Annotated in this window: 17 protein-coding genes; 10 read left to right on the forward strand and 7 right to left on the reverse strand. The window is 72.9% G+C overall.

The genetic code is table 11. The annotated features are described in order from the left end of the window. Nucleotides 1-222: 222 nt before the first annotated feature. Together ICC28_RS19750 and ICC28_RS19755 are read right to left on the reverse strand one after the other, a co-directional pair. On the reverse strand, nt 223-1,410 hold the full coding sequence (locus ICC28_RS19750) for an LCP family protein (RefSeq protein WP_411158611.1): 1,188 nt from the start codon (nt 1,408-1,410) through the stop codon (nt 223-225). Nucleotides 1,411-1,843: 433 nt separating this feature from the next. Further along, nucleotides 1,844-2,599: a TIGR03089 family protein gene (locus ICC28_RS19755; RefSeq protein WP_188289943.1), complete on the reverse strand. Its 756-nt coding sequence runs from the start codon at nt 2,597-2,599 to the stop codon at nt 1,844-1,846. A 111-nt stretch (nt 2,600-2,710) separates the two neighbouring features. On the opposite strand from ICC28_RS19755, the gene ICC28_RS19760 reads away from it, so the two are divergent. Beyond that, on the forward strand, nt 2,711-4,246 hold the full coding sequence (locus tag ICC28_RS19760) for a peptidoglycan recognition protein (RefSeq protein ID WP_188289975.1): 1,536 nt from the start codon (nt 2,711-2,713) through the stop codon (nt 4,244-4,246). A 198-nt stretch (nt 4,247-4,444) separates the two neighbouring features. After that, entirely contained in the window at nt 4,445-5,527 is a 1,083-nt protein-coding gene (locus ICC28_RS19765; RefSeq protein WP_188289944.1) for a sugar phosphate nucleotidyltransferase, read from the forward strand. Nucleotides 5,528-5,722: 195 nt separating this feature from the next. On the opposite strand, the gene ICC28_RS19770 is transcribed toward ICC28_RS19765, so the two are convergent. The 4 genes from ICC28_RS19770 to ICC28_RS19785 all read right to left on the reverse strand — a co-directional run bounded on the left by ICC28_RS19770 (nt 5,723) and on the right by ICC28_RS19785 (nt 9,694). Further along, nucleotides 5,723-6,754 (reverse strand): DNA-3-methyladenine glycosylase family protein, encoded by a 1,032-nt coding sequence (locus ICC28_RS19770; RefSeq protein ID WP_188289945.1) that lies wholly within the window; start codon nt 6,752-6,754, stop codon nt 5,723-5,725. Between the two features lie 97 nt (nt 6,755-6,851). After that, entirely contained in the window at nt 6,852-8,162 is a 1,311-nt protein-coding gene (locus ICC28_RS19775; protein WP_188289946.1) for a coenzyme F420-0:L-glutamate ligase, read from the reverse strand. Then, complete coding sequence (cofD, locus tag ICC28_RS19780) at nt 8,159-9,118, reverse strand: 2-phospho-L-lactate transferase (RefSeq protein WP_188289947.1); 960 nt, start codon at nt 9,116-9,118, stop codon at nt 8,159-8,161. The genes ICC28_RS19775 and cofD overlap by 4 nt, the downstream gene beginning before the upstream one ends. 33 nt (nt 9,119-9,151) lie before the next feature. Then, nucleotides 9,152-9,694, reverse strand: coding sequence for a cysteine dioxygenase (locus ICC28_RS19785; protein ID WP_188289948.1), 543 nt, complete (start codon nt 9,692-9,694; stop codon nt 9,152-9,154). Nucleotides 9,695-10,362: 668 nt separating this feature from the next. On the opposite strand from ICC28_RS19785, the gene ICC28_RS19790 reads away from it, so the two are divergent. The 3 genes from ICC28_RS19790 to ICC28_RS19800 all read left to right on the forward strand — a co-directional run bounded on the left by ICC28_RS19790 (nt 10,363) and on the right by ICC28_RS19800 (nt 15,961). Next, on the forward strand, nt 10,363-10,626 hold the full coding sequence (locus ICC28_RS19790) for a WhiB family transcriptional regulator (protein ID WP_003975777.1): 264 nt from the start codon (nt 10,363-10,365) through the stop codon (nt 10,624-10,626). 218 nt (nt 10,627-10,844) lie between these two features. Beyond that, a complete protein-coding gene (locus tag ICC28_RS19795; protein WP_188289949.1) occupies nt 10,845-14,489 on the forward strand; it encodes a glycosyltransferase family 2 protein in 3,645 nt (1,214 codons plus the stop codon). Then, entirely contained in the window at nt 14,486-15,961 is a 1,476-nt protein-coding gene (locus tag ICC28_RS19800) for a DUF5719 family protein (RefSeq protein WP_188289950.1), read from the forward strand. Before ICC28_RS19795 ends, ICC28_RS19800 begins: the two co-directional genes overlap by 4 nt. A 29-nt stretch (nt 15,962-15,990) precedes the next feature. Here ICC28_RS19800 and ICC28_RS19805 read toward each other — a convergent pair whose 3' ends face one another. Next, nucleotides 15,991-16,440 carry a metallopeptidase family protein gene (locus tag ICC28_RS19805; protein WP_188289951.1) on the reverse strand — a complete coding sequence of 150 codons (450 nt, stop codon included), beginning with the start codon at nt 16,438-16,440 and terminating at the stop codon, nt 15,991-15,993. 343 nt (nt 16,441-16,783) lie between these two features. Between ICC28_RS19805 and ICC28_RS19810 the strand changes: the two genes are divergently transcribed. From ICC28_RS19810 to manA, 5 genes are all read left to right on the forward strand, one after another. After that, on the forward strand, nt 16,784-17,158 hold the full coding sequence (locus tag ICC28_RS19810; protein ID WP_188289952.1) for a DUF3499 domain-containing protein: 375 nt from the start codon (nt 16,784-16,786) through the stop codon (nt 17,156-17,158). A 171-nt stretch (nt 17,159-17,329) separates the two neighbouring features. Beyond that, a complete protein-coding gene (locus ICC28_RS19815; RefSeq protein ID WP_188289953.1) occupies nt 17,330-18,694 on the forward strand; it encodes a phosphomannomutase/phosphoglucomutase in 1,365 nt (454 codons plus the stop codon). Nucleotides 18,695-19,531: 837 nt separating this feature from the next. Beyond that, nucleotides 19,532-19,702, forward strand: a complete 171-nt coding sequence (locus tag ICC28_RS19820) for a Trm112 family protein (RefSeq protein WP_188289954.1) — start codon at nt 19,532-19,534, stop codon at nt 19,700-19,702. Between the two features lie 100 nt (nt 19,703-19,802). Then, nucleotides 19,803-20,930, forward strand: a complete 1,128-nt coding sequence (locus tag ICC28_RS19825; RefSeq protein ID WP_188289955.1) for an SIS domain-containing protein — start codon at nt 19,803-19,805, stop codon at nt 20,928-20,930. Between the two features lie 102 nt (nt 20,931-21,032). Then, a complete protein-coding gene (manA, locus tag ICC28_RS19830; RefSeq protein WP_188289956.1) occupies nt 21,033-22,184 on the forward strand; it encodes a mannose-6-phosphate isomerase, class I in 1,152 nt (383 codons plus the stop codon). Nucleotides 22,185-22,313: the final 129 nt, after the last annotated feature.

A 22,313-nucleotide genomic window follows, 5' to 3' on the forward strand; every position in this document is an offset into this window, starting at 1 on the left:
CGCCTTCCCCCTCCAAGGCGCTCGGGTCTCGGTCAAACAGTGCGCGACCCACGACGTCCCGAGACGGAACCTCATGGTCCGGGTGCACCGGGTCGCTCACACTATCCGGCCGGTTCGGCGCCGAGCGACGACGGTGACAAACTCCACGCCCCTACAACAGGTCAATACGCCCCATTTCCTTGAAACGGCGCGTGCGCGCTTGGTGGGGGCTTGGTACGGGTTTTACCCGCAGGTGTCCTCGGCGGCGGTGTTTCCGCGGAATGTGGGCGCGGGGGAGGAGCCGGAGTCGCGCTTGCCGTCGTACGCGGAGTAATCACGCGACTCCGTGTCGCTTTCCCTCTCCGAACGCCCGTCTGAATCCAGGTTCCCCTTTGCGGTGGAATCCCGCGGAACCTCCTCGGCGACTTCCACCGGCGCGTCGGTCCGCAGCCGTTCGAACAGTTTCTCCGCCTCGGGCTCCACGAGTTGGTCGCGATTGGCGTTGTAGGCGTACGACTCCCGGGGCACGGTAAGAAATTGCACACGTTCGGTGGGGATGTCGCGCACTCCTCGGACGAGTTCATACAAACCACGCAAGCTGGCCAGGCCGGGATCGGTGGTGAGCGACGAGGTCGCGGCATCCAGCACGGGGTACAGCTTCACCGGATTCAGCAGTACGTCATTGCTGCGCACCTTGTTGACGAGTGCGCCGAGGAACCGCTGCTGGCGGTCCATCCGGTCGGTGTCACTGCCGTTGCCGATCGACTTGCGGGCCCGCACGTACCCGAGTGCCTGCTCCCCGTTGAGCTTCACGCGGCCAGCGGGAAGCCTGAGCTTGGCGGCCCGGTCGTCGATCGGCTTGCTCAGGCACACCTCAACGCCGTCCACGGCGTCGACCATCGCCTTGAACCCCTGGAAGTCGACGACCATGTGGTGGTCGATGCGAACGTCGGTCAGTTTCTCGACGGTTCGGATGGTGCAGGCCGAACCGCCCGTCTGGAAGGCGTAGTTGAACATCGCGAACACCGGCTCGGTCCGGCTGCCGTCCGGCCGCAGACACCCCGGCACGTCCACCATCAGATCCCGCGGCAACGACACGGCGGTGGCGCTGCGCCGCCCCGCGGCCAGATGCAACAGGATCGTGGTGTCGGACCGCTCGGTCCCGGAATCCCGCCCGTACCGCGCGTTCCCGTCCCCGGCCCGGGAATCGGACCCGATCAGCAGAATGTTCCGCGCCCCTTTGACCAGCGAGGTGGGCCGCTCCCCCTCGTACCGGGCGAGCTCGGCCGCGGCGGCGTCATCCGGCGTGATGTTCCCGTCCAGCTTGGCGTACACGCCCCACCCGACCCCGGCCGCCCCCACGACCAGCACGCCCACCCCGATCCCGACCCCCCACCGCCACCGCCGCCGACGCCGCCGCCCCAACCCCACCCCACTGGCCACCGCCCCACCCACGGCATCGCACACGGCCCGACACCTCCCTCGTCGCCCTTACGACTACGACGATGACGCGGATGACCGACGAGAGGCGGACGCTGATGGGCCGAACGGAGGAGGCCCCCAGCACGAGCTCCGCTCGGGGGCGGGGACGTAGTCCTCGCTGGGCCCATGGGGCGAGGCCTCGCGTGGGGGTGGGGACGCAGTCCCCGCCGAGGGCCCAAGGGGGAACATCAGGATGGGCGCGGGGCGCGCAAGCCCCGCCGAGGGTCTATGGGGGCCGGGCCCCGAGAGGGGTGCGGGGGACGCAGTCCCCACCGGGGGTTCAGGGGGCGGAGCCCCCTGGGCGGGGTCGAAGGGGCGGCAGCCCCTGGGGATGGGACGGGTAGGGGCGGCGGGGGCGAAAAACCACCCGGCCCCCGAAGGGTCACCGCGCTGTCGCCGTAACCCGCTCACTCTCAACCCGCTTGGCCAACGCCTCCTCGCCCAGCATCTCCAGATGCCGGCACAGCACCACGGACCCCCCGGTGGCGAGCGCCGCATACAACCCCGCGCTCAACCCCTCCCACGTATCGAACCCCAACCCCGACAGAATCCGCGCCCCCGGCCCGTTCAGCCCCAGCCCCGGCGCCTCCGCCCGTGCCCGCTCGACCACCTCCGCGGCACTGAACTCCCGCCCGGCCACGACCAGCGCGACCCCCTCGGGATCCACCGGCGCGTACGGCACGAACCGGTCCCCCTGACTCGGCACCTCGACGGCATAGTCCACGAACCCGTCCGGCACCTGTGCGAACCGCCCGCCCAACGGCCGCAGTGCAAGAGCGACCCGCTCCCCACCGCACCCCCGCGCCGCATCCAACGTGTCCGGCCCGCTCACCACCACATCGGCCGCCCCCACGTCCCCCGACATGTCCGCGACGACCCCCACCGACGAACACGCCAGCAGCCACACCGCCGTCTGCCAGTGCGCGGGCAGCAGCAGCGCCGCCCGGTCCCCGGGCCCGGCCCCGAGATCGTCCTGAAGCAGATTCGCGGTCTTGGCCACCCAATTGGCGAAGGTGGCCACGGACAATTCGACACGTTCCCCGGTGGCATCGTCGTAGAAGGTCACCAGGGGACGTCCAGGATCCGCGGCAAGCGCGGAACGCAGCAGGTCGGCAGGGGTGCGATCGGTGGCGTTCACCCGCGCTAGCGTACGCGCGCCCATCCCCGTCCGCCGCCCCCGCCCACCACCGGTTCGGAGCAACTCCGCCCGCCGCCGCACCAGTTCCCCGATAGACAGATATGTATGACTATGTCCAGTATCAGCGGCATGCGTGGATTCCTTGCTTCCTCGATCGGCGCCACGTGCGCGGCCGCCCTCGCCCTCCCCCTCACCCCGCCCGCCGCCGCGGCGACCACGAGAGCGGTGCCGACGGCGGAGGCGGCCACGACCGCCGCACCGCACACCGGACCGGACCTCGCGGGCAGCACCCAGTCCCTCCCCCTCGCCCCCCTCCCCGGCACGCGCTCACGCGGCTCCACCGCCCCCGCCGAACCGGCCGAACCCCCCGACCAGGGCCTGCCCCGCAGGGACGTGCACCGTTTCTCCCTCGTCGGCGTCGTCTGGGACGACCCGGACACCGAACTGCACGGCACCGTCCAGGTCCGCACCCGTTCGGTCGAGACGGGCGCTTGGTCCGGCTGGCAGGACATCGAGACGCACAACGGCGAGCACGCCGCCGACCCGGACACCACCGAACGCGCATCCGGACGCGTACGCGGCTCCACGGCACCCCTGTGGGTGGGCGACTCGGACGGAGTGGAGGTACGCGTCCGCGCGGAGCCGCCCACCCACCACGCCGGCCACCAGCCTCCCCACGACGCCACCCACCACCCCGGCCACCAGGTCGACCACGACGCCGACCACCGCGTGGACGAGACCGGCCGAGGCACTCGTACGCTGCCCGCGACCCCCGTACTCCCGACCGGCCTCCGCCTCGAACTGGTCGACCCCGGCGGGCCGGAACCCGCCGTGCGCCCCGCCCCGCTGACCCGCGGAACCCGCGCCGACGCCCCCGCCGGCACCGCGCTGACCGCCGAGGTGACGGCCGCCTCCGCCGCCAACGCCGAACTCGCCCCGCTCGGCGCCCTGGAGATCCCCGAACTGGGCGCGGCGGAGACCCGCAAGGAACTGCTCGCCCTGCGCGCCGACGAACTCACCGCCGAGCAGCAGACGAAGCCGTACATCGGCCCGCGCCCGCGCATCGTCACGCGGCGCGGCTGGGGCGCCGACGAGAAGTGGCGCGAGAAGAAGTTCGTCTACACGAGCAAGGTGAAGGCGGCCTTCGTCCACCACACGGCGTCCGGCAACGGGTACAAGTGTGCGCAGGCCCCCTCCGTCATCCGCGGTATCTACCGCTACCACGTCATGAGCATGGGCTGGCGCGACGTCGGCTACAACTTCCTCGTCGACAAGTGCGGAAACATCTACGAGGGCAGGGCCGGGGGAGTGGCGAAACCGGTCCTCGGCGCCCACACCCTCGGTTTCAACACCAACAGCATGGGGATCGCCCTCCTCGGCAGCTACGGCAAGACCAAGCCGTCCGCCGCCGCCGTGGAGGCCGTCTCCCGGCTCACGGCCTGGAAGCTCGGTCTCTTCGGCGCCAATCCGCGCGGAAAGACATACCTGAAGTCGGGAGGTGGCAATCTCTACCAAAAAGGTAAGAACGTACGACTGAATGTGATCTCCGGCCACCGGGACGGCTACGCCACGGAGTGCCCGGGCAAACAGCTCTACGGCAAGCTCGACGACACCCGCTCCACGGCGGCCGACTTCCAGGGCCGCTGACCCGGGAGCCGCCCTGAGCCGCGCCCCCGGAGAGCACATTCACCGCCACCGGGGGCAAGGGCGGAACACCAGAAAAACGGAATCGGAAGCACCGCACTGCCGCCGAAGGCACCGCACGACGGTCTGCAAGAACGGTCTGCATACACTGGCCCGCCGAAAGACAGTTCGGCCGGTCCCGGCAGGAAGCGGAGACGACAGGTGACAGAAGCGATCCTCCTGGTCGGCGGCAAGGGCACGCGGCTGCGACCGCTCACGGTGCACACGCCCAAGCCCATGGTCCGGGCGGCCGGGGTCCCCTTCCTCACCCACCAGCTCGCGAGAGCGAGAGCGGCGGGCGTCGACCACATCGTCCTGGCCACGTCCTATCTGGCCGAGGTATTCGAGCCGTACTTCGGCGACGGCTCGGCGCTCGGACTGCATCTGGAGTACGTGACGGAGGAGGAGCCGCTCGGCACCGGCGGCGCGCTCCGCAACGTCGCCTCCCGCCTGCACGCCGGACCCGACGACCCGGTCCTGGTCTTCAACGGCGACATCCTGACCGGCCTGGACATCAGGGCCCTGGTCGACACCCACGAGCGCACCGCGGCGGACGTCTCCCTGCATCTGACGAAGGTGACGGACCCGAGGGCGTACGGCCTGGTCCCCACCGACGAGACGGGCCGGGTCACCGCGTTCCTGGAGAAGCCGCAGACCCCGGAAGAGATCGTCACCGACCAGATCAACGCGGGCGCGTACGTCTTCCGCCGCTCCGTCCTCGACACGATCCCCGCGGGCCGCCCGGTCTCCGTCGAACGCGAGACCTTCCCCGGCCTCCTCTCGGCTGGCGCCCACCTCCAGGGCATGGTCGACTCCACGTACTGGCTGGACCTGGGCACCCCGGCGGCCTTCGTCCGCGGCTCGGCCGACCTGGTCCTGGGCCGCGCCCCGTCCCCCGCGGTCCCCGGCCGCTGCGGCGACCGCCTGATCCTCCCGACGGCCACGGTCGCCCCCGACGCGAAGCTCACGGGCGGCACAGTCGTGGGCGAAGGCGCCTTCATCGCCGAAGGCGCCCGGGTCTTCGGCTCCACCATCCTCCCCGGCGCCGTCATCGAACCCGGCGCCGTCATCACCGACTCCCTCATCGGCACCCGGGCCCGCGTCGGCGAACGCTCCGTCCTCACCGGCACCGTCATCGGCGACGGCGCAGTCGTCGGCCCCGACAACGAACTCCGGGACGGCGCCCGAATCTGGTGCGACGCCCGCATCCCAGCCGGAGCAGTTCGCTTCTCCCCAGATCAATAACCCCCGGCCCCCAAGTCCAAGGCCCGGCACTCCCAGCCCGTCCGGCGTTTGAGGACGAGGCCGTTCAGGCCGAAGGGGGGTCTGGGGGCGCAGCCCCCAGCGGGGTCGAAGGGGCGGAGCCCCTGGGGGATGGGACGGGTAGGGGCGGCGGGGGCGAAAACAACCCGGCACCCACACCCACACCAACCCCACCCGTCACAACCGCCCGATATCCCCCCGCGGCATCCGAGGCGCCCGCCGCCCCGGCCCCCGCCCACTCAACAGAATCAACCGAGCCGCCCGATGCCGCTGCCCGGCATAAGGCTCCAACAACGACAACATCACGGAGTCATCCGCGTCCCGGTCCCCCGCAAGCGCCCACCCCACGATCCCGGGCAGATGCAGATCCCCCACGGTCACCGCATCCGCCGCCCCATGACTCCGCTGCACAACCTCCGCCGACGTCCACGGCCCCACCCCCGGCACCACCTCCAACCGAGCCCGAGCCTCCCCCGCCGGCATCCCCACCGCCTGCTCCATCCGCGCAGCAACCCGCACAGCCCGCAGAATCGTCGACGCCCGCTTGTTGTCCACCCCGGCCCGATGCCACTCCCACGACGGAATCAGCGCCCAGGCCCGCGCATCCGGCATCACACACATCCCCCCGGGCGCAGGCCCAGGCGCCGGTTCCCCGAACTTCCGTACCAGCAACCGCCACGCCCGATACGCCTCATCGGTCGTGACCTTCTGCTCCAGGATCGACGGAATCAACGACTCCAGCACCAGCCCGGTCCGCGTCAGCCGCAGCCCCGGCCGCCGATGCCGCGCCTCCGCCACCACCCGGTGCCGCGGCGTGAAGACGGACGGATCGTCGGCGGCCCCCAGCAACTCGGGCAACTGCTCCAGCAACCACTCGGCCCCCGGCCCCCACGCCTCACCCCGCACCGCCCCGCCCTGCGCGACGACCCGCAGCGTCCCGGGCCCGACGGGCGTCCGGCTGACCCGCCACACGGACCCGTCCGGCATCGCCCGGAAGGTCGGATCCCCGGGCCCCCGCCGCAGCGGCCCGAGCACCAGCCCGAGATCCAACGGCCCGTCCGGCACGAACGTCCGCACCCGCCCCGCCCCGGAAGCCGCACCCGGCCGCGGCACCCCACGGGCCACCCCGCCGACCGCCCCGGCGGGCACCCCGACATGCCCCCCGCGCACAGTCGCACGCGTGGGCCGAGGAGCGAAGCGTCCAGCCACGAATGGAGTCCTAGAGAGACGGCCGAAGACAGAACCAACGACAGGAAAGGGGCCCTACGAGAGTAGGCGCAACCTGCCGAACGTCACCCACCGAGCCTCACCGCACCTCAACGAAGCCCTCAACCTTCCGCTCCCCCCGTGCCCGAGGCTCCTCCGCCGGATGCCCCACCGCCACGGCCCCCATCGGATCCCAGTCCGCAGGCAGCTCCAGCACCTCCCGCACGACATCCCGGCAGAACATCGTCGACGACACCCATGCCGACCCCAGCCGCTCCCCGGCCAGCGCCACCAGCAGGTTCTGCACCCCGGCCCCGGCGGCCACCACGAACATCTCCCGCTCGGCCCCGTCCCGCCGCGGATCGCCGTAGGTGTGCGAACCGTCCATGACGAGGCACGGCACCACCAGATACGGCGCGTTGCGCAGCACATCACCGCGCCGCACGCGCTTGGCGATGGACTCCTCGGACTTCCCGTCCCGCCGCAGATCCGCGATCCAGGCCTCCCGCATCGCGTCGAGCAGCCGGATCCTCGCCTCCTCCGACTCCAGCAGCACGAACCGCCACGGCGTCGTGTGGTGCGGCGCCGGTGCCGTCACGGCCGCGGCCACCGCGCGCCGTACCGCCCCGGGATCGACGGGCTCGTCGGTGAAGGCCCGTACGGTACGGCGCTGGGTGACCGCGAGCCGCACCGCCTCCGAGGTGCCCAGCCGGAACATGTCGTCGCGCCCGCCGCGCACCATGGCCCGCGCCCCGTCGCCGTCGTCCTCGGCCACCACGTGCGCCAGCCCGCGCACGACGGCGACGGGCAGCCCGGCGGCCTTGCCCTTCACCAGATCACCGGCCGCGGCCAGTTCGTCCGCCGTCGCGACGACGGTCGCGGCGAGCGGATTGCCGTACGCGTCCGTGCCCCCGCGCAGATCGTCGAGCACGCGCACCCCGGCGGCGCCGATCGCCACGTCCGTAAGCCCCGAGCGCCACGGTCGCCCGAACGTGTCGGTCACCACGACGCCCACCGTGACGCCGAGGGCGTCCCGCAGCCCGGCGCGGATCGCGCGCGCGGAGGCGTCCGGATCCTCGGGCAGCAACAGCACCGTCCCCGAGGGGGTGTTGGAGGCGTCGACGCCGGCGGCGGCCATGACGAGCCCCTGCCGGTTCTCCACGATCCGCAGCGTCCCGCGCCGCGCCACCACCCGTACGGTCTCGGCGTCGATCGCGGCCTCCCGGTCGGCCGCCTCGACGATCCGGCCCTCCGCCTTGGAGACGATCTTGGACGTGACCAGCAGGACGTCCCCGTCGACGAGCCCCGGTTCGGCGGCGGCGATCAGCTTGGCGAGGTCGTCGCCCCGCCGCACCTCGGGAATGCCGGGCACGGCCCAGACGCGGTAGCCGTCGGCAGACGTGTCGCTCAAGTCCCCCGCACCTCCTCCGCCAGTGCGAGTGCCTCCCGCGCCATGCGCGCGGAGGCGTCCACGTCGGTCATCATCAGCGGCACCGCCCGGCACCGGATGCCGGCCGCCTCGATGCGCTCCACGGACGGGGCGTCCACGGTGTCGACGAGCCAGCCGTCCAGCAGGCCCGAGCCGTAGTGCTCGGCGACGGCGGCGGCCGTCGACTCCACGCCGACCGCCGCGAGCACCTTGTCGGCCATCCCCCGCACGGGCGCGTCCCCGACGATGGGGGACAGGCCCACCACGGGCACCCCGGCCTCGGCGATGGCCTCGCGGATGCCGGGCACGGCGAGGATCGTGCCGACGGAGACCACGGGGTTGGAGGGCGGGAAGAGGATGACGTCCGCCTCGGCGATCGCCTCCAGGACGCCCGGAGCCGGCGTGGCCTGCTCCGCCCCGACCGGCACGACGGCCTCGGCCGTTACCGAGGCCCGCAGCCGCACCCAGTACTCCTGGAAGTGAATGGCCTTGCGCTCCCCGTCGACCTCGACGGCGACATGCGTCTCGACCCGGTCGTCGGTCATCGGGATCAGCCGTACGCCCGGCTTCCACCGGTCGCACAGCGCCTCCGTGACCGCGCTCAGCGGATATCCGGCGCTGATCATCTGCGTCCGCACGATGTGCGTGGCGAAGTCCCGGTCGCCCAGCCCGAACCACCCGGGCCCGACGCCGTACGCCGCGAGCTCCTCCTTGAGGTGGAAGGTCTCCTCGGCCCGCCCCCAGCCCTGCTCCTCGTTGATGCCGCCGCCGAGCGTGTACATCACCGTGTCGAGGTCCGGGCAGACCTTCAGCCCGAAGAGGTGAATGTCGTCGCCGGTGTTGCCGATGACCGTGATGTCCGCGTCCGGCGCGGCCTGCTTCAGACCGCGCAGGAACCGGGCACCGCCGATGCCGCCTGCCAGAACCACAATGCGCATGCGCCAAGTCTTGCAGGCGGGTACGACAACGCGTCAGGCGGTCACGGGCCGCGCCTCGCACCGGGCCGCGGCGGGGGCGTCCTCGGCCGCACGAAGGTGGGACTGAAGGCGGGACTGGGGGAGCATCGGCATCTCGGTGAGGCCCGGGTAGTAGACGTGCAGGCTGACCGCCGGCTCCAGGCTGTCGTTCACGACCTCGTGGACGTAGCCCGGCGCGAACACCCGCTGCGCGCCCGCCGCCAGCGCGCGCGTGCCGCGCCGGGTGCGCTCGGTGAGGGTGCCGTCCAGGACGGTCAGCACCCCGGAGGAGGCGCCGTGGTCGTGCAGTCCGCTGCCCTGCCCGGGCACCCAGGACAGCAGCCACACCTCGTAGCCGGGGCCGGTGCGCAGCCGGTGGTACCAGCGGGTGGTGGCGTCGTACCGGACGAGGTGCTCCCACTGGGAGCGGTCGGCGGCGAGGGAGCGGGCCAGGCCGACGAACTCGGAGACGGTGGCCGGGTGCTCGCGCGCGGGCTGGAGGAGGTGGAGGACTTCGAGGATGTCGCCGGCGATCTGAAGGTCGCTGTCGCTGTTCATGGGGTGCGGTGGTTCCTCAGTGAGAATCGGTCGACGAAGGTCAGAGGGAACAGAAAAACCGAGCCGCAGGGGACGGGACTCGGTCTACAGCCGGAGCAGGGGTGGCTCAACAGCTGGGACAGCAACAACAGCTACGGCGAGCGTGGGCAGCACCGAGGGACCCGGCGGTGCGGGTCGAGGTGAGTGCCAAGTTCGCGAGCATGCCCACAAGGACAGCGGTTCACACCTCCACTGTCAACTCGCCTCCCGGTATGTGGGACATGTTTCACCTCATCCGGTTCACCTGGCTGGCGAAAGGTTTGTTCATGCGCCTGCCGGGACACATGGCGCACAACCGGGCGCACAAGCCCCGTTGCGATCCCGTGATCCGACTGTGATCCGGTTCGCTCCGGCGTGCGTGTCGGAACGAGATCGAACTCCTGGGCGTCCTTCCCCGTACAGGCCCTGTGCGGGGCCGGAGGCCCTCTCGGGTCTCGTCTGCATGTCAAGGTTTATGCCGATTTGAACACTTTCCGCTAGGCCTTGGTTCCGCAGAGTGAATAAGGGGCCCAATAGCAGATCTCGGCTTGACTCGCCCGGAGCAGCACACTTGTAATTTCACTCGTGTCGTTCAGCCGGAATCGGTAACGGCTACATCACGGGGACGCGAAGACAGACGAGGGGCGCACATGACCGAGCTGGTGCAGCAACTGCTGGTCGACGACGCGGACGAGGAACTCGGCTGGCAGGAGCGCGCGCTGTGCGCCCAGACCGATCCCGAGTCCTTCTTCCCCGAGAAGGGCGGCTCCACCCGCGAGGCCAAGAAGGTCTGCCTCGCCTGCGAGGTCCGCTCCGAGTGCCTCGAGTACGCCCTCGCCAACGACGAACGCTTCGGCATCTGGGGCGGCCTGTCCGAGCGCGAACGCCGCCGCCTGAAGAAGGCCGCCGTCTGAGACGAACGCCACGGCCCCCACGTACGGCACGGGCCCCACGTATCGAACACGCACGTATCGAACACACGCAGAGAACGGCCCGTCGCAGGTGGGTTATCCACAGGCGGCGGGCCGCCGTCATGCCCAGCCGATAGTGTGGTCGCTCGTCCGAGACACCTCGCCGCCCTCACGCGACGCAGGCGTCCACCACAGTCCACCGAACCGGGGCCCGTACCTCGATGTCCGTGCACAGCCACACGGCGGCGCACCAAGATGCCTCCGCCACACCAGAGTTCCCGCGTCATGTGGTGACCGCGGTCCTCGTCTCCCACGACGGAGCCCGCTGGCTGCCCGACGCGCTCGCCGGGCTGCTCGGCCAGGAGCGGCCCGTCCAGTCCGTCATGGCCGCCGACACCGGCAGCGCCGACGACTCCGCCCAGCTCGTCACCGACGCCCTCGGCCCCGACCGCGTCCTGCACCTCGCCCGGCGCACCGGCTTCGGCCAGGCCGTCGAGGAGGCGTGCCGCACGGCCCCGGTCCTCACCCCGGACGACCTGCCCTACCTGAAGCGGCCCAGCGGCTGGGACCCCGTCACGCGCTCCTGGCGCGACGACGCCTACGACCTGCCCGAACTGCCCCACGGCGAGCCGGTGCAGTGGCTGTGGCTGCTCCACGACGACTGCGCCCCCGAACCCGACGCCCTGGCGCAGCTGCTGCGCGTCGTGGACAACGAACTCGAACTCGGCCGCGACGACGTGGCCGTCGTCGGACCCAAGCTGCGCGGCTGGTACGACCGCCGCCAGCTGCTGGAGGTCGGCGTCTCCATCGCGAACTCCGGCCGCCGCTGGACCGGCCTGGACCGCCGCGAACAGGACCAGGGCCAGCACGACCACGTCCGGTCCGTGCTGTCCGTGTCCACCGCCGGCATGCTGATCCGCCGCGACGTCTTCGAACAGCTCGGCGGCTTCGACCGCCGGCTGCCCCTCATGCGCGACGACGTCGACCTGTGCTGGCGCGCCCAGGCGGCCGGCCACCGCGTCCTCGTCGCCCCCGAAGCGGTCGTACGCCACGCCGAGGCGGCCTCCCGCGAGCGCCGCACCGTCGACTGCGCCGGCCGCACCACCGCCTCCCCGCACAAGGTCGACAAGGCCGGCGCGGTCTACACCCTGCTCGTCAACACGCGCACCGCCACCCTGCCCTGGGTGCTGGTGCGCCTGCTGCTCGGCACCGTGCTGAGGACCCTCGCCTATCTCGTCGGCAAGGTGCCCGGACAGGCGGTGGACGAGATCCGCGGCCTGCTGAGCGTCCTGCTGCGACCCGAGCGGATCGTCGCGGGACGCCGCCACCGAGGCCGCCCGGCCGTCGACAAGAGCGAGCTGCGACCGCTGTTCCCGCCACCCGGCGCGACCGTACGGGCCACCGTGGAGCAGGCCGCCGGCGACCTGTTCGGCAGCTCCGACCCCGAGGCGACCTCCGGCGCCGGACGGCACGGCGGCGGCATCGAGTCCGGACCCGGCGGCGACGACGCGGACTTCCTGGAGGTCGAGCAGTTCGCCCGCCTCAAGCGCATCGCCCGCAAGCCCGGCCCGGTGCTCTTCGTGGTCCTGCTGCTCGTCTCGCTCGCCGCCTGCCGTGCCCTCCTCGGCGGCGGCGCCCTCGCGGGCGGCGCCCTGCTGCCCGCCCCCGCCGACTCCGCCGAGCTGTGGTCGCGCTACCTGGACGCCTGGCACCCGGTCGGGGCCGGCGGCACCCCCTCCGCGCCCCCGTACCTCGCGATCGTGGCGATGCTCGCCTCCGTGCTGTTCGGCTCGGCCGGACTCGCCGTCACGCTCCTGCTCGTCTGCTCGGTGCCGCTGGCCGGCCTCGCCGCCTACTTCGCCTCCCGCCCGCTCGTCGAGTCGCGGCTGCTGCGCGCGTGGGCGGCCGTCGCCTACGCCTTCCTGCCTGCGGCCACCGGCGCCCTCGCCGGCGGCCGTATCGGCACCGCCGTCCTGGCGATCCTGCTGCCGCTCCTCGCGCGCGCGGGCGTCGCCGCGGCCGGCCTGGCGAACACCGCGGGCACCCGCGGCACCTGGCGCGCCACCTGGGCCTACGCCCTGCTGCTGACGATCACCACGGCGTTCACGCCGATCGTCTGGCCGATCGCGCTGCTCCTCGGCATCGGCCTGCTGGCCGTGCGCCGCACCGACATCACCGCCTACGGCCTGCGCTTCCTGGCCCAACTCGGCACGCCCCTGCTGGTCCTCGCCCCCTGGTCGCTGACGCTGCTGCCGTTCGGGTTCTTCGAGGAAGCGGGCCTGGAGTACGGCTCCTCGGCCGCGTCCGCCCTGGACCTGCTCGGCGCCAGCCCCGGCGGCCCCGGCACGGCCGGCGGGCTCCTGCTCATCGGCGTCGTCCTGGCCGCGCTCGCCGCCCTGCTGCGCTCGGAGCGCCGGGCCGCCATCCTGACGGCCTGGACGGTCGCCCTCCTGGGCCTCGTCTTCGCGGTCCTGTCCAACGGCTCCACCTGGGCGGGTCCCGCCACCCTCGTCTACGGCATCGCCCTGCTGGCCGCCGGTGTCCTCGGCGCCGACGGGGCACGCGCACGCGTGGCCGAGCAGAGCTTCGGCTGGCGCCAGCCGGTGGCCGCCCTGATCGCCCTCGCCGCCGCGGCGGGCCCGCTGCTCGCCGCCGCCGGCTGGATGATCCGCGGCGCCGACGGACCGCTTCGGCTGCGCGACGACGCGGCGCAGGTGCCCGCCTTCGTCGCCGAGGAGAGCGGCAACCGCGACCAGACCCGCACGCTGGTCCTCGACAGCGACTCCACCGCCCGCGTCGGCTACGTGCTGGTCCGCGGCTCCGGCGCCCACCTGGGCGACGCCGAACTCGCCGCGGCGGGCGGCGGGAACAGCCGGCTCGACAAGGTCGTCGCCAACCTCGTCGCCGGCTCCGGCGCCGACCAGGCCGACCAGCTCGGCAGGTTCGCCGTGGGCTACGTCCTCGTCCACCAGGGGGCGCCCCGCGAGGTGACCCGCGTCCTGGACGCCACGCCCGGCCTGAAGCGGCTCAGCGAACAGCAGGGCAGCGCGCTGTGGCGCGTCAACCAGGACGTCGCCCGCGCCACCGTCGTGGGCCGGTCCGGCGAGCCGCAGCCCGTCGCGGCCGGCCCCGTGGAGATCCACACCACGATCCCCGAGGGCGCCGAAGGCCGCGTCCTGCGCCTGGCCGACACCGCCGACGAGGGCTGGACGGCCACCCTGGACGGCCGGCCGCTCACCCGCACCACGGTCGACGGCTGGGCCCAGGGCTTCGAACTCCCCGCCTCCGGCGGCAGACTCGACGTCACCTACGACGAACCGATCGGCCACACCGCCTGGCTGTGGGCCCAGGGGTTCCTCGCCCTCGTCCTCGTCGTCCTCGCGCTGCCCGGCCGCCGCCGCGACATCGACGACGACCTGCCCGAGGAGCAGCCCGTCCCGGCCCAGGCCGTGGCCGGCGAGGGCCGCCGCGCCCGCCGCCTGCGCGCCCAGGCCGAGGCCGAGGAGGCGGGCAGCCCCGACGAGTTCCCGGCACCCCCGCAGGAGGCCCCCGCGGCCGTCCCGCAGCAGCAGCCCTACGGCGACTGGGACACCCCGAGCTACGCGGGCGCCCCCGAGTACGGCGAGCACTACCAGCAGGGCCAGGCCTCCCCGGCGGGCGGATACGACCAGAACTACCAGGCCGACCCGTACCAGGCCGGCCCGTATCAGGCCGACCAGTACGACCCGTACGCGTACGGCGGACAGGCCCCGCAGGGGACGTACGACCAGACCGCCTACGACCCGACGTACCAGCAGGGCTACGGCGCCGGCTACGACCCGGCGCAGCAGCACGGCAGTGAGCGTCCCGACGGGAGCCAGCAGTGAACCGCCCCACCCTCTCCCTGATCGCCGGCGTGGCCGCACTCGCCGCCGTCACCGGGTTCGCCGTGCTGAACGCCCCGCAGACGCCGGGTACGGACACCGCCAAGGCGGCCGCCGAACTGCCCGTGGAGCGCACCAGCCTGCTGTGCCCGGCGCCCAGCACCTCCGACCTCGCCGAGACGACGTACACCTCCTTCACGCCCGTCACCAAGGGCACGCGCAGCGACGGCAAGGCCGAACTACGGGCCGCCACCGGAGGGACGGGCAAGCAGGACAAGGCCGGCAAGCCCGTCCTGGAGCCCAAGGAGCCGGGCACCCCGGTCACCGGGGACGCCTCCGGCGGCGACTCGCCCGCGCTCGTCGGCACCGCCGAGGGCAGGTTCGCGCCCGGCTGGACCGTCCAGGCGACCACGAAGGTCACCGCGGGCACCGGCCGCGGCCTCCAGGGCGTCAACTGCACCGCGCCCGACACGGAGTTCTGGTTCCCCGGCGCGAGCACCGCGGCCGACCGCACGGACTACGTGCACCTGACCAACCCGGACGACTCCGCCGCCGTGGTGGACATCGAGCTCTACGGCGAGGACGGCGCCCTGGAGACGAACATCCCGGACGGCATCACCGTCCGGCCGCACTCCACCGAGCCGGTCCTGCTGTCCACGCTCGTCGACGAGAAGCAGACCGACGTCACCGTGCACGTCACGGTCCGCAGCGGACGCGTCGGCGCGGCGGTGCAGGCCCTGGACGACAAGCTCGGCGGCGACTGGATCGCGGCCGCCGCGGACCCGGCGAGCGGCCTCGTCCTGCCGGGCATCCCCGAGGACGCCACGGCCGTACGCCTGATCGCCTTCACCCCCGGCGGCGCGGACGCCGACCTCAAGCTCCAACTGGCCTCCCCGACCGGCCTGATCAGCCCCGCGGGCAACGAGACACTGCACGTGAAGTCGGGCATGACGTCCGCCGTCGACCTCGGCGACATCACGCGCGGGGAGGCGGGTTCGGTAGTCCTGACCCCCACGGACCGGTCGGTCCCGGTGGTCGCCGCGCTCCGCGTCGTACGCGGCAAGGGCGCCGACCAGGAGACGGCGTTCATCCCCGCCACCCGGCCGGTCGGCACGCGCGCGTCCGTCGCCGAGAACACCGCCAAGGGCTCGGCCCTCTCCCTCACCGCCCCCACCGCCACGGCCCAGGTCAAGGTGACCGCGTCGGCGGGCAGCGGCGGTGGCACGGCGGCCTCGAAGACGTACACGATCAAGAAGGGCACGACCCAGCGGATCGAGCTGCCGGCCCCGGCCGGCCTGAAGGGCACCTACGCGCTCACGGTCGAGACGGTCTCGGGCGGCCCGGTCCACGGCTCCCGCACCCTGACCGCCGCCCAGGGCGACGTCCCCGCCTTCACCGTCCAGGCCCTGCCGGACGACCGCGGGACGGTGGAGGTACCGGCGGCGGAGGAGGACCTGTCGGTGCTGCAGAAGTAGCGTGGCGCCGCTCGGCCGGGGCTCCCGGCTCAGTCCTCCCCGTAGCGCGGATCCACCGTCTCCGGGGTGAGCCCCAGCAGTTCGGCCACCTGCTCGACGACCACCTCGTGCACCAGCGCCGCCCGCTCGTCCCGCCCCTTCGTGCGGATCTCGACGGGCCGCCGGTAGATGACCACGCGCGCGGGGCGTCCCTCGCGCGCGGAGATCGTTCCGCCGAGGGGCACGGCCTCGTCGTTCCAGGCCTGCCCGGGTCCGTTCAGCGGGGGGACCTCCAGGACCAGGAAGTCGATGTCGGCGAGCTGCGGCCACCGCCGCTCCAGCCGCTCCACGGAGTCCTGGACCAGGTCCGCGAACGCGTCGGCACGGCTCGCGGCGAGCGGCACCTGCGGCGGCGCGATCGGCCCGCGCATGCCCCGCCCGTGGCGATCACGACGTCGGGGCCCGGGGCCTGCGGCACGGGGCGGTACGGAGTTGTCCATCACTGGGGAAGCGTAGTCCTCACCGGAACCTGACGCCGGGCCCCACACGGCGACGGGACCACCGCGCGACCGCCCCGCGGGTCATGTCGCCGGATGACCATTCCAGCCAAGATTGGGCTCGTTTCCGTATCCCCGTAAGACCGTCGATCTCAAGGCACTTGACCAGGTTTGTACCGAGTGGTGACCGGATCCAGTATCGTCCGGCCGTCCGAAAACAGCCGTTCGTGCAGGTCAGGAAGGTGTGTCAGAAGAGGGGTGCGGGACGCTCCGCAATACGACACGGTGGAGTGACCTGGAGGAGAGTCGTCGCGGCCCGCTCAAGAGTGCGGTACCGTCCAACGTCGTGAGCCCTGTACGTCGCTGTTCGCGCACCGCTTGCGGCCGTCCCGCCGTCGCGACGCTGACGTACGTCTACGCCGACTCGACCGCGGTCCTCGGCCCGCTCGCCACCTACGCCGAACCCCACTGCTACGACCTGTGCGCCGAGCACTCCGAGCGCCTCACCGCCCCCCGCGGCTGGGAGGTCGTCCGCCTCCTCGACGGCTCGGCTCCCGCCCGCCCCAGCGGCGACGACCTGGAGGCCCTGGCCAACGCCGTGCGCGAGGCGGCCCGCCCGCAGGAGCGCGCGGCGGAGGCCGGCGGCGGAGCCCGGGCGGCGGACCCCATGGAGGTCGCGCGCCGCGGCCACCTGCGCGTACTGCGCTCGCCGGACAACTGAGTCCGGGCCGCCTTTTCCTGCCGTCCTCCGACGGACCGCGCCTCTCCCGGGCCCGATGCGGCCCTGACCTGTGAGGTTACGTCTGTGATTCCAGTCGGGGTCCGCGCACCGCGGTGTCAGTCCGTGCGGGTAGTTTGTGAAGACCGACAGGACTTTTCAGGAAGGTTGGCCGTGGCTGCTGATCTGTCACAGCTCGTGAAGGCTTACGACGTACGCGGCGTCGTCCCCGACCAGTGGGACGAGACGCTCGCCGAGCTGTTCGGGGCGGCCTTCGCCCGCGTGACCGGCGCGACGGCGATCGTGACCGGACACGACATGCGCCCCTCGTCCCCGGGCCTGGCCGGCGCCTTCGCGCGCGGAGCGGCCGCGCAGGGCGTCGACGTGACCGAGATCGGCCTGTGCTCGACCGACCAGCTGTACTACGCCTCCGGTGCGCTGGACCTGCCGGGCGCGATGTTCACGGCCTCCCACAACCCGGCCCAGTACAACGGCATCAAGATGTGCCGCGCGGGCGCGGCGCCGGTGGGCCAGGACACGGGCCTGTCCGAGATCCGCGAGCTGGTCGAGCGCTGGACGGACGAGGGCGCCCCCGCGCCGGCGGCCACGACGGGCACGATCACGCAGCGCGAGACGTTGGAGGACTACGCGGCCCACCTCCGCTCGCTCGTGGACCTGACCTCCATCCGCCCTCTGAAGGTCGTCGTCGACGCGGGCAACGGCATGGGCGGGCACACCGTCCCCACGGTCTTCGCCGGCCTGCCCCTGGACCTGGTCCCGATGTACTTCGAGCTGGACGGCACCTTCCCCAACCACGAGGCCAACCCGCTCGACCCGGCGAACCTCGTCGACCTCCAGAAGCGCGTCCGCGAGGAGTCTGCCGACCTCGGTATCGCCTTCGACGGCGACGCCGACCGCTGCTTCGTCGTCGACCGCAACGGCGACCCGGTCTCCCCGTCCGCCATCACCGCCCTGGTCGCCGCGCGCGAACTCGCCCGGCACGGCGGCAAGGGCACGATCATCCACAACCTGATCACCTCCTGGTCGGTCCCGGAGGTCGTCAGGGAGAACGGCGGCACCCCGGTCCGCACCCGCGTCGGCCACTCCTTCATCAAGGCCGAGATGGCCCGCACCGGCGCGATCTTCGGCGGCGAGCACTCCGCCCACTACTACTTCGCCGACTTCTGGAACGCCGACACGGGCATGCTGGCCGCCCTCCACGTCCTTGCGGCCCTCGGCGGCCAGGACGGCCCGCTCTCCGACCTCGTCGCCCAGTACGACCGCTACGTCGGCTCCGGCGAGATCAACTCCACCGTCGCCGACCAGTCGGACCGCCTCGCCGCGATCCGCTCCGCGTACGAGTCCCGCCCCGACGTCACCTTCGACGACCTCGACGGCCTCACCGTCTCCTCCACCGACTGGTGGTTCAACGTCCGCCCCTCCAACACAGAACCCCTCCTCCGCCTCAACGCCGAGGCCCGCGACGAGCCCACGATGACCAAACTCCGCGACGAGGTCCTGGCCATCATCAGAGCCTGACCCCCACCCGTGGAGGCGCCCCCTGCGACTCACCAGCCCGCCACCCCCGGTCAGTGCCACTCAGCCCGTCCGGCGTTTGAGGACGAGGCCCGTTCAGGACCGATGGGGGGCCGGGGGCGAAGCCCCCGTGCGGGGCCCAGCCCCGAAGCCCTGGGCGAGTCTCAGGGGGCGGAGCCCTGCGGCGGTTCCAGGGGACGGAACCCTCCGGCGGGGTGCAGAACGGAGCCCTGGGTGAGTTTCAGGGGGACGGGACCCTCTGGTGGGGTGCAGGGGTGCAGGGGTGCAGGGGTGCAGGGGTGCAGGGGTGCAGGGGTGCAGGGGCGGAGCCTCGCGGGGGTCTGGGGGCGGATCTCTCGGGTGGGGTGCAGGGACGAAGCCCTGGGTGAGTTTCAGGGGACGGGACCCTGCGGCGGGGTGCAGGGCGGAGTCTCACGGGGGTTGTGCGGTGCGGATCCCTCGGGTGGGGTGCAGGGACGAAGCCCCACGGGGTTTTGGAGACGAAGCCCCACGGGGTTTTGCGGGGGCGGAGCCCTCCGGTGGGGGCGCAGGGGCGGAGCCTCGCGGAGGTTTTGAGGGGCGGATCCCCTGGGGAGGGGTGCGGGGGACGTAGTCCCCGCCCGGGGTTCAGGGGGCGGAGCCCCCTGGGCGGGGTCGAAGGGGCGGCAGCCCCTGGGGATGGGACGGGTAGGGGCGGCGGGGGCGAAAAACCAACCCCACCGCCCACCCCGGCACCCCACCCCCACCGGCGGTAACCTGACCAGGCACATCCACACACGCAGACGTCCGCACACGCACACGCACACGCACGTGCACGCGCACCGCCCGAAGGGACCCCCCATGCCGCTCGAATCCGGCCTCCTGGAGATCCTCGCCTGCCCGGCCTGCCACGCCCCCCTCAAGGAGCAGGACACCGAGCTGATCTGCACCGGCCAGGACTGCGGCCTGGCGTACCCGATCCGCGACGGCATCCCCGTCCTGCTCGTCGACGAGGCCCGCCGCCCGGCGTAACAACGCCGGAAGCCCACACAGACCCGCCCCGCAGAGCGCCCAAACGCAGACGCCCAGACGCCCAGACGCAGACGCCCCGGCGAATCGGAGGCTGCCGCCCATGCTCGACGAATCGCTGCTCGACGCCCCCGAGGCACTCTCGGAGGCCGACCGCCGCGCCCTCCTCCGCGGCGCCGCCGAAGCCGGCGCCCGAGTCCGCACAGCCACCCGCCACGCCGCCGAGGCCGGCGTCACGGACCTCAAACCCGACGGCCGCCCCCGCGCCGTACTCATTGCAGGCCCCGGCGCCGCCGCCATCTGCGTGGCCGACCTCCTCGGTACCCTCGCCGGCCCGGGCAGCCCCGTCACCCGCCTCGCCCCCTCCGGCGTCGCCCCCGCCGCAGGCGCCCTGCGCTGGGAACTCCCCGGCTGGGCCGGCTCGGTCGACCTACTCCTGATCACCACCCCGGACGGCACCGAACCAGGCCTGTCCCTCCTCGCCGAACAGGCCTACCGCCGCGGCTGCACGGTCGTGGCCGTCGCCCCGCCCCGCACCCCGCTCGCGGAAGCCCTCGACGGCGCCCACGGCCTGTTCGTCCCCATGGCGACCGCCCCGTACGAACAGGACGAACCCCTCGCCGCGTCCGCCCCCGGCGTCCTGTGGGCCCTGCTGACCCCCCTCCTGGCCCTCCTCGACCGCGTCGGCCTGCTCACCGCCCCGCCCGACGCACTCGACAAGGTCGCCGACCGCCTCGACCACGTCGCCGAACGCTGCGGCCCCGCCATCGCGACCTACAGCAACCCGGCGAAGACCCTGGCCGCCGAACTCGCCGACGCCCTCCCGGTGATCTGGACCGAGGGCACCTCGGCCGGCCCGGCGGGCCGCCGCTTCGCCGCCGCCCTCGCCGAACTCGCAGGCCGCCCCGCCCTCGTCGCCGAACTGCCCGAGGCGCTCGCCACACACAGCGCCCTGCTCGCCGGTCCGCTGGCCGCCAGCGCCGACCCCGACGACTTCTTCCGCGACCGCGTGGAGGAGGCCCCCGCCCTGCACGCGCGCGTGGTGCTCCTGCGCGACCGCCCCAGCGGGGGGCTCAGCGCCGCGCCCGCCGCCCGTGACCTGGCCCTCAGCCACGACACGCCGATCAGCGAACTGGAACCCGAAGCCGGCGGCGAGCTGGAGACCCTCGCCGAACTGATCGCCATGACGGATTTCGCCGCCGTTTACCTGGCGCTCGCTTCGGGAGCCTGACCTTGCCCACGACGCCCTGACCGCCGTAGGACGCCCGGCCGCCGCAGCGCCGCACAGCCGCAGCGAAGCGGGGCGCCCCGACCGCCGTACAGAAAGAGCTCGATGGACCGCCTCGACAACACCGTCCGCCCCTACGCCTGGGGTTCCACCACCGCGATCCCGCAGCTGCTCGGGGTCGAGCCCACCGGAGAACCGCAGGCGGAGATGTGGATGGGCGCCCACCCGGGCGCACCCTCGCGCACCGGCCGGGGCACGCTCGTCGACATCATCGACGCGGACCCGGAGAAGGAGCTCGGCTCGGCGTCCGTCGCCAAGTTCGGCCCGCGGCTGCCCTTCCTGCTCAAGATCCTCGCCGCCGGCGCCCCGCTCTCCCTCCAGGTCCACCCCGACCTGGAGCAGGCGAAGCAGGGGTACGCGGACGAGGAGCGCCGCGGCATCCCCGTGGACGCCGGCCACCGCAACTACAAGGACGCCAACCACAAGCCCGAACTCATCTGCGCGCTCACCGAGTTCGACGGCCTGTGCGGTTTCCGCGACCCGGCGCGCGCCGCCGACCTGCTGGACGGCCTCGGCGTCGACTCCCTCAAGCCGTACGTCGACCTGCTGCACGCCCACCCCGAGGACGCCGCCCTGCGCGAGGTGCTGACGGCGATCCTCACCGCCGACCGGGACGACATGGCCCACACGGTCACCGAGGCCGCGGCCGCCTGCGCCCGCCTCGGCGGCGACCACGCTCCCTACGCCGACATCGCCCACCACTACCCGGGCGACCCCGGCGTCATCGCCGCCATGCTGCTCAACCACGTCCGACTGCAGCCCGGCGAGGCCCTGTTCCTCGGCGCCGGCATCCCGCACGCGTACCTGAACGGCCTCGGCGTCGAGATCATGGCCAACTCCGACAACGTCCTGCGCTGCGGCCTGACCCCCAAGCACGTCGACGTCCCCGAACTCCTGCGCATCGTCCGCTTCGAGGCCGCCGACCCCGGCGTACTGCGCCCGGAGGCCTCCCCGGACGGCGAGGAGGTCTACGAGACCCCCATCGACGAGTTCCGGCTCTCCCGGTACGTCCTCCCGGAGGGCACCGCCGCCCACGACCTGACCCGTCCGACCCCGCAGATCCTGCTGTGCACGGCCGGCTCCGTGCGCGCGGGCGAGCACACGCTGGCCCCCGGCGAGTCCGTCTTCGTACCCGCGGGTGAAAAGGCCGAAGTGTCCGGGAACGGCACTGTGTTCCGGGCGACCGTCGTCGTCTGAGGCCACCAAGCGAGGGCCCTGCCGGGCCGCACGGCGGTCCGGCGCTTCACCGTCGTTCCGGGCTGCAACAATGACCCACCGCGAAGGCGGGGCAGACCCCCGCCAGGGGCCAAGCCCTGGACGGCGTAC

It is taken from the genome of Streptomyces sp. TRM68416 (assembly GCF_014596915.1).
Lineage (GTDB): Bacteria > Actinomycetota > Actinomycetes > Streptomycetales > Streptomycetaceae > Streptomyces.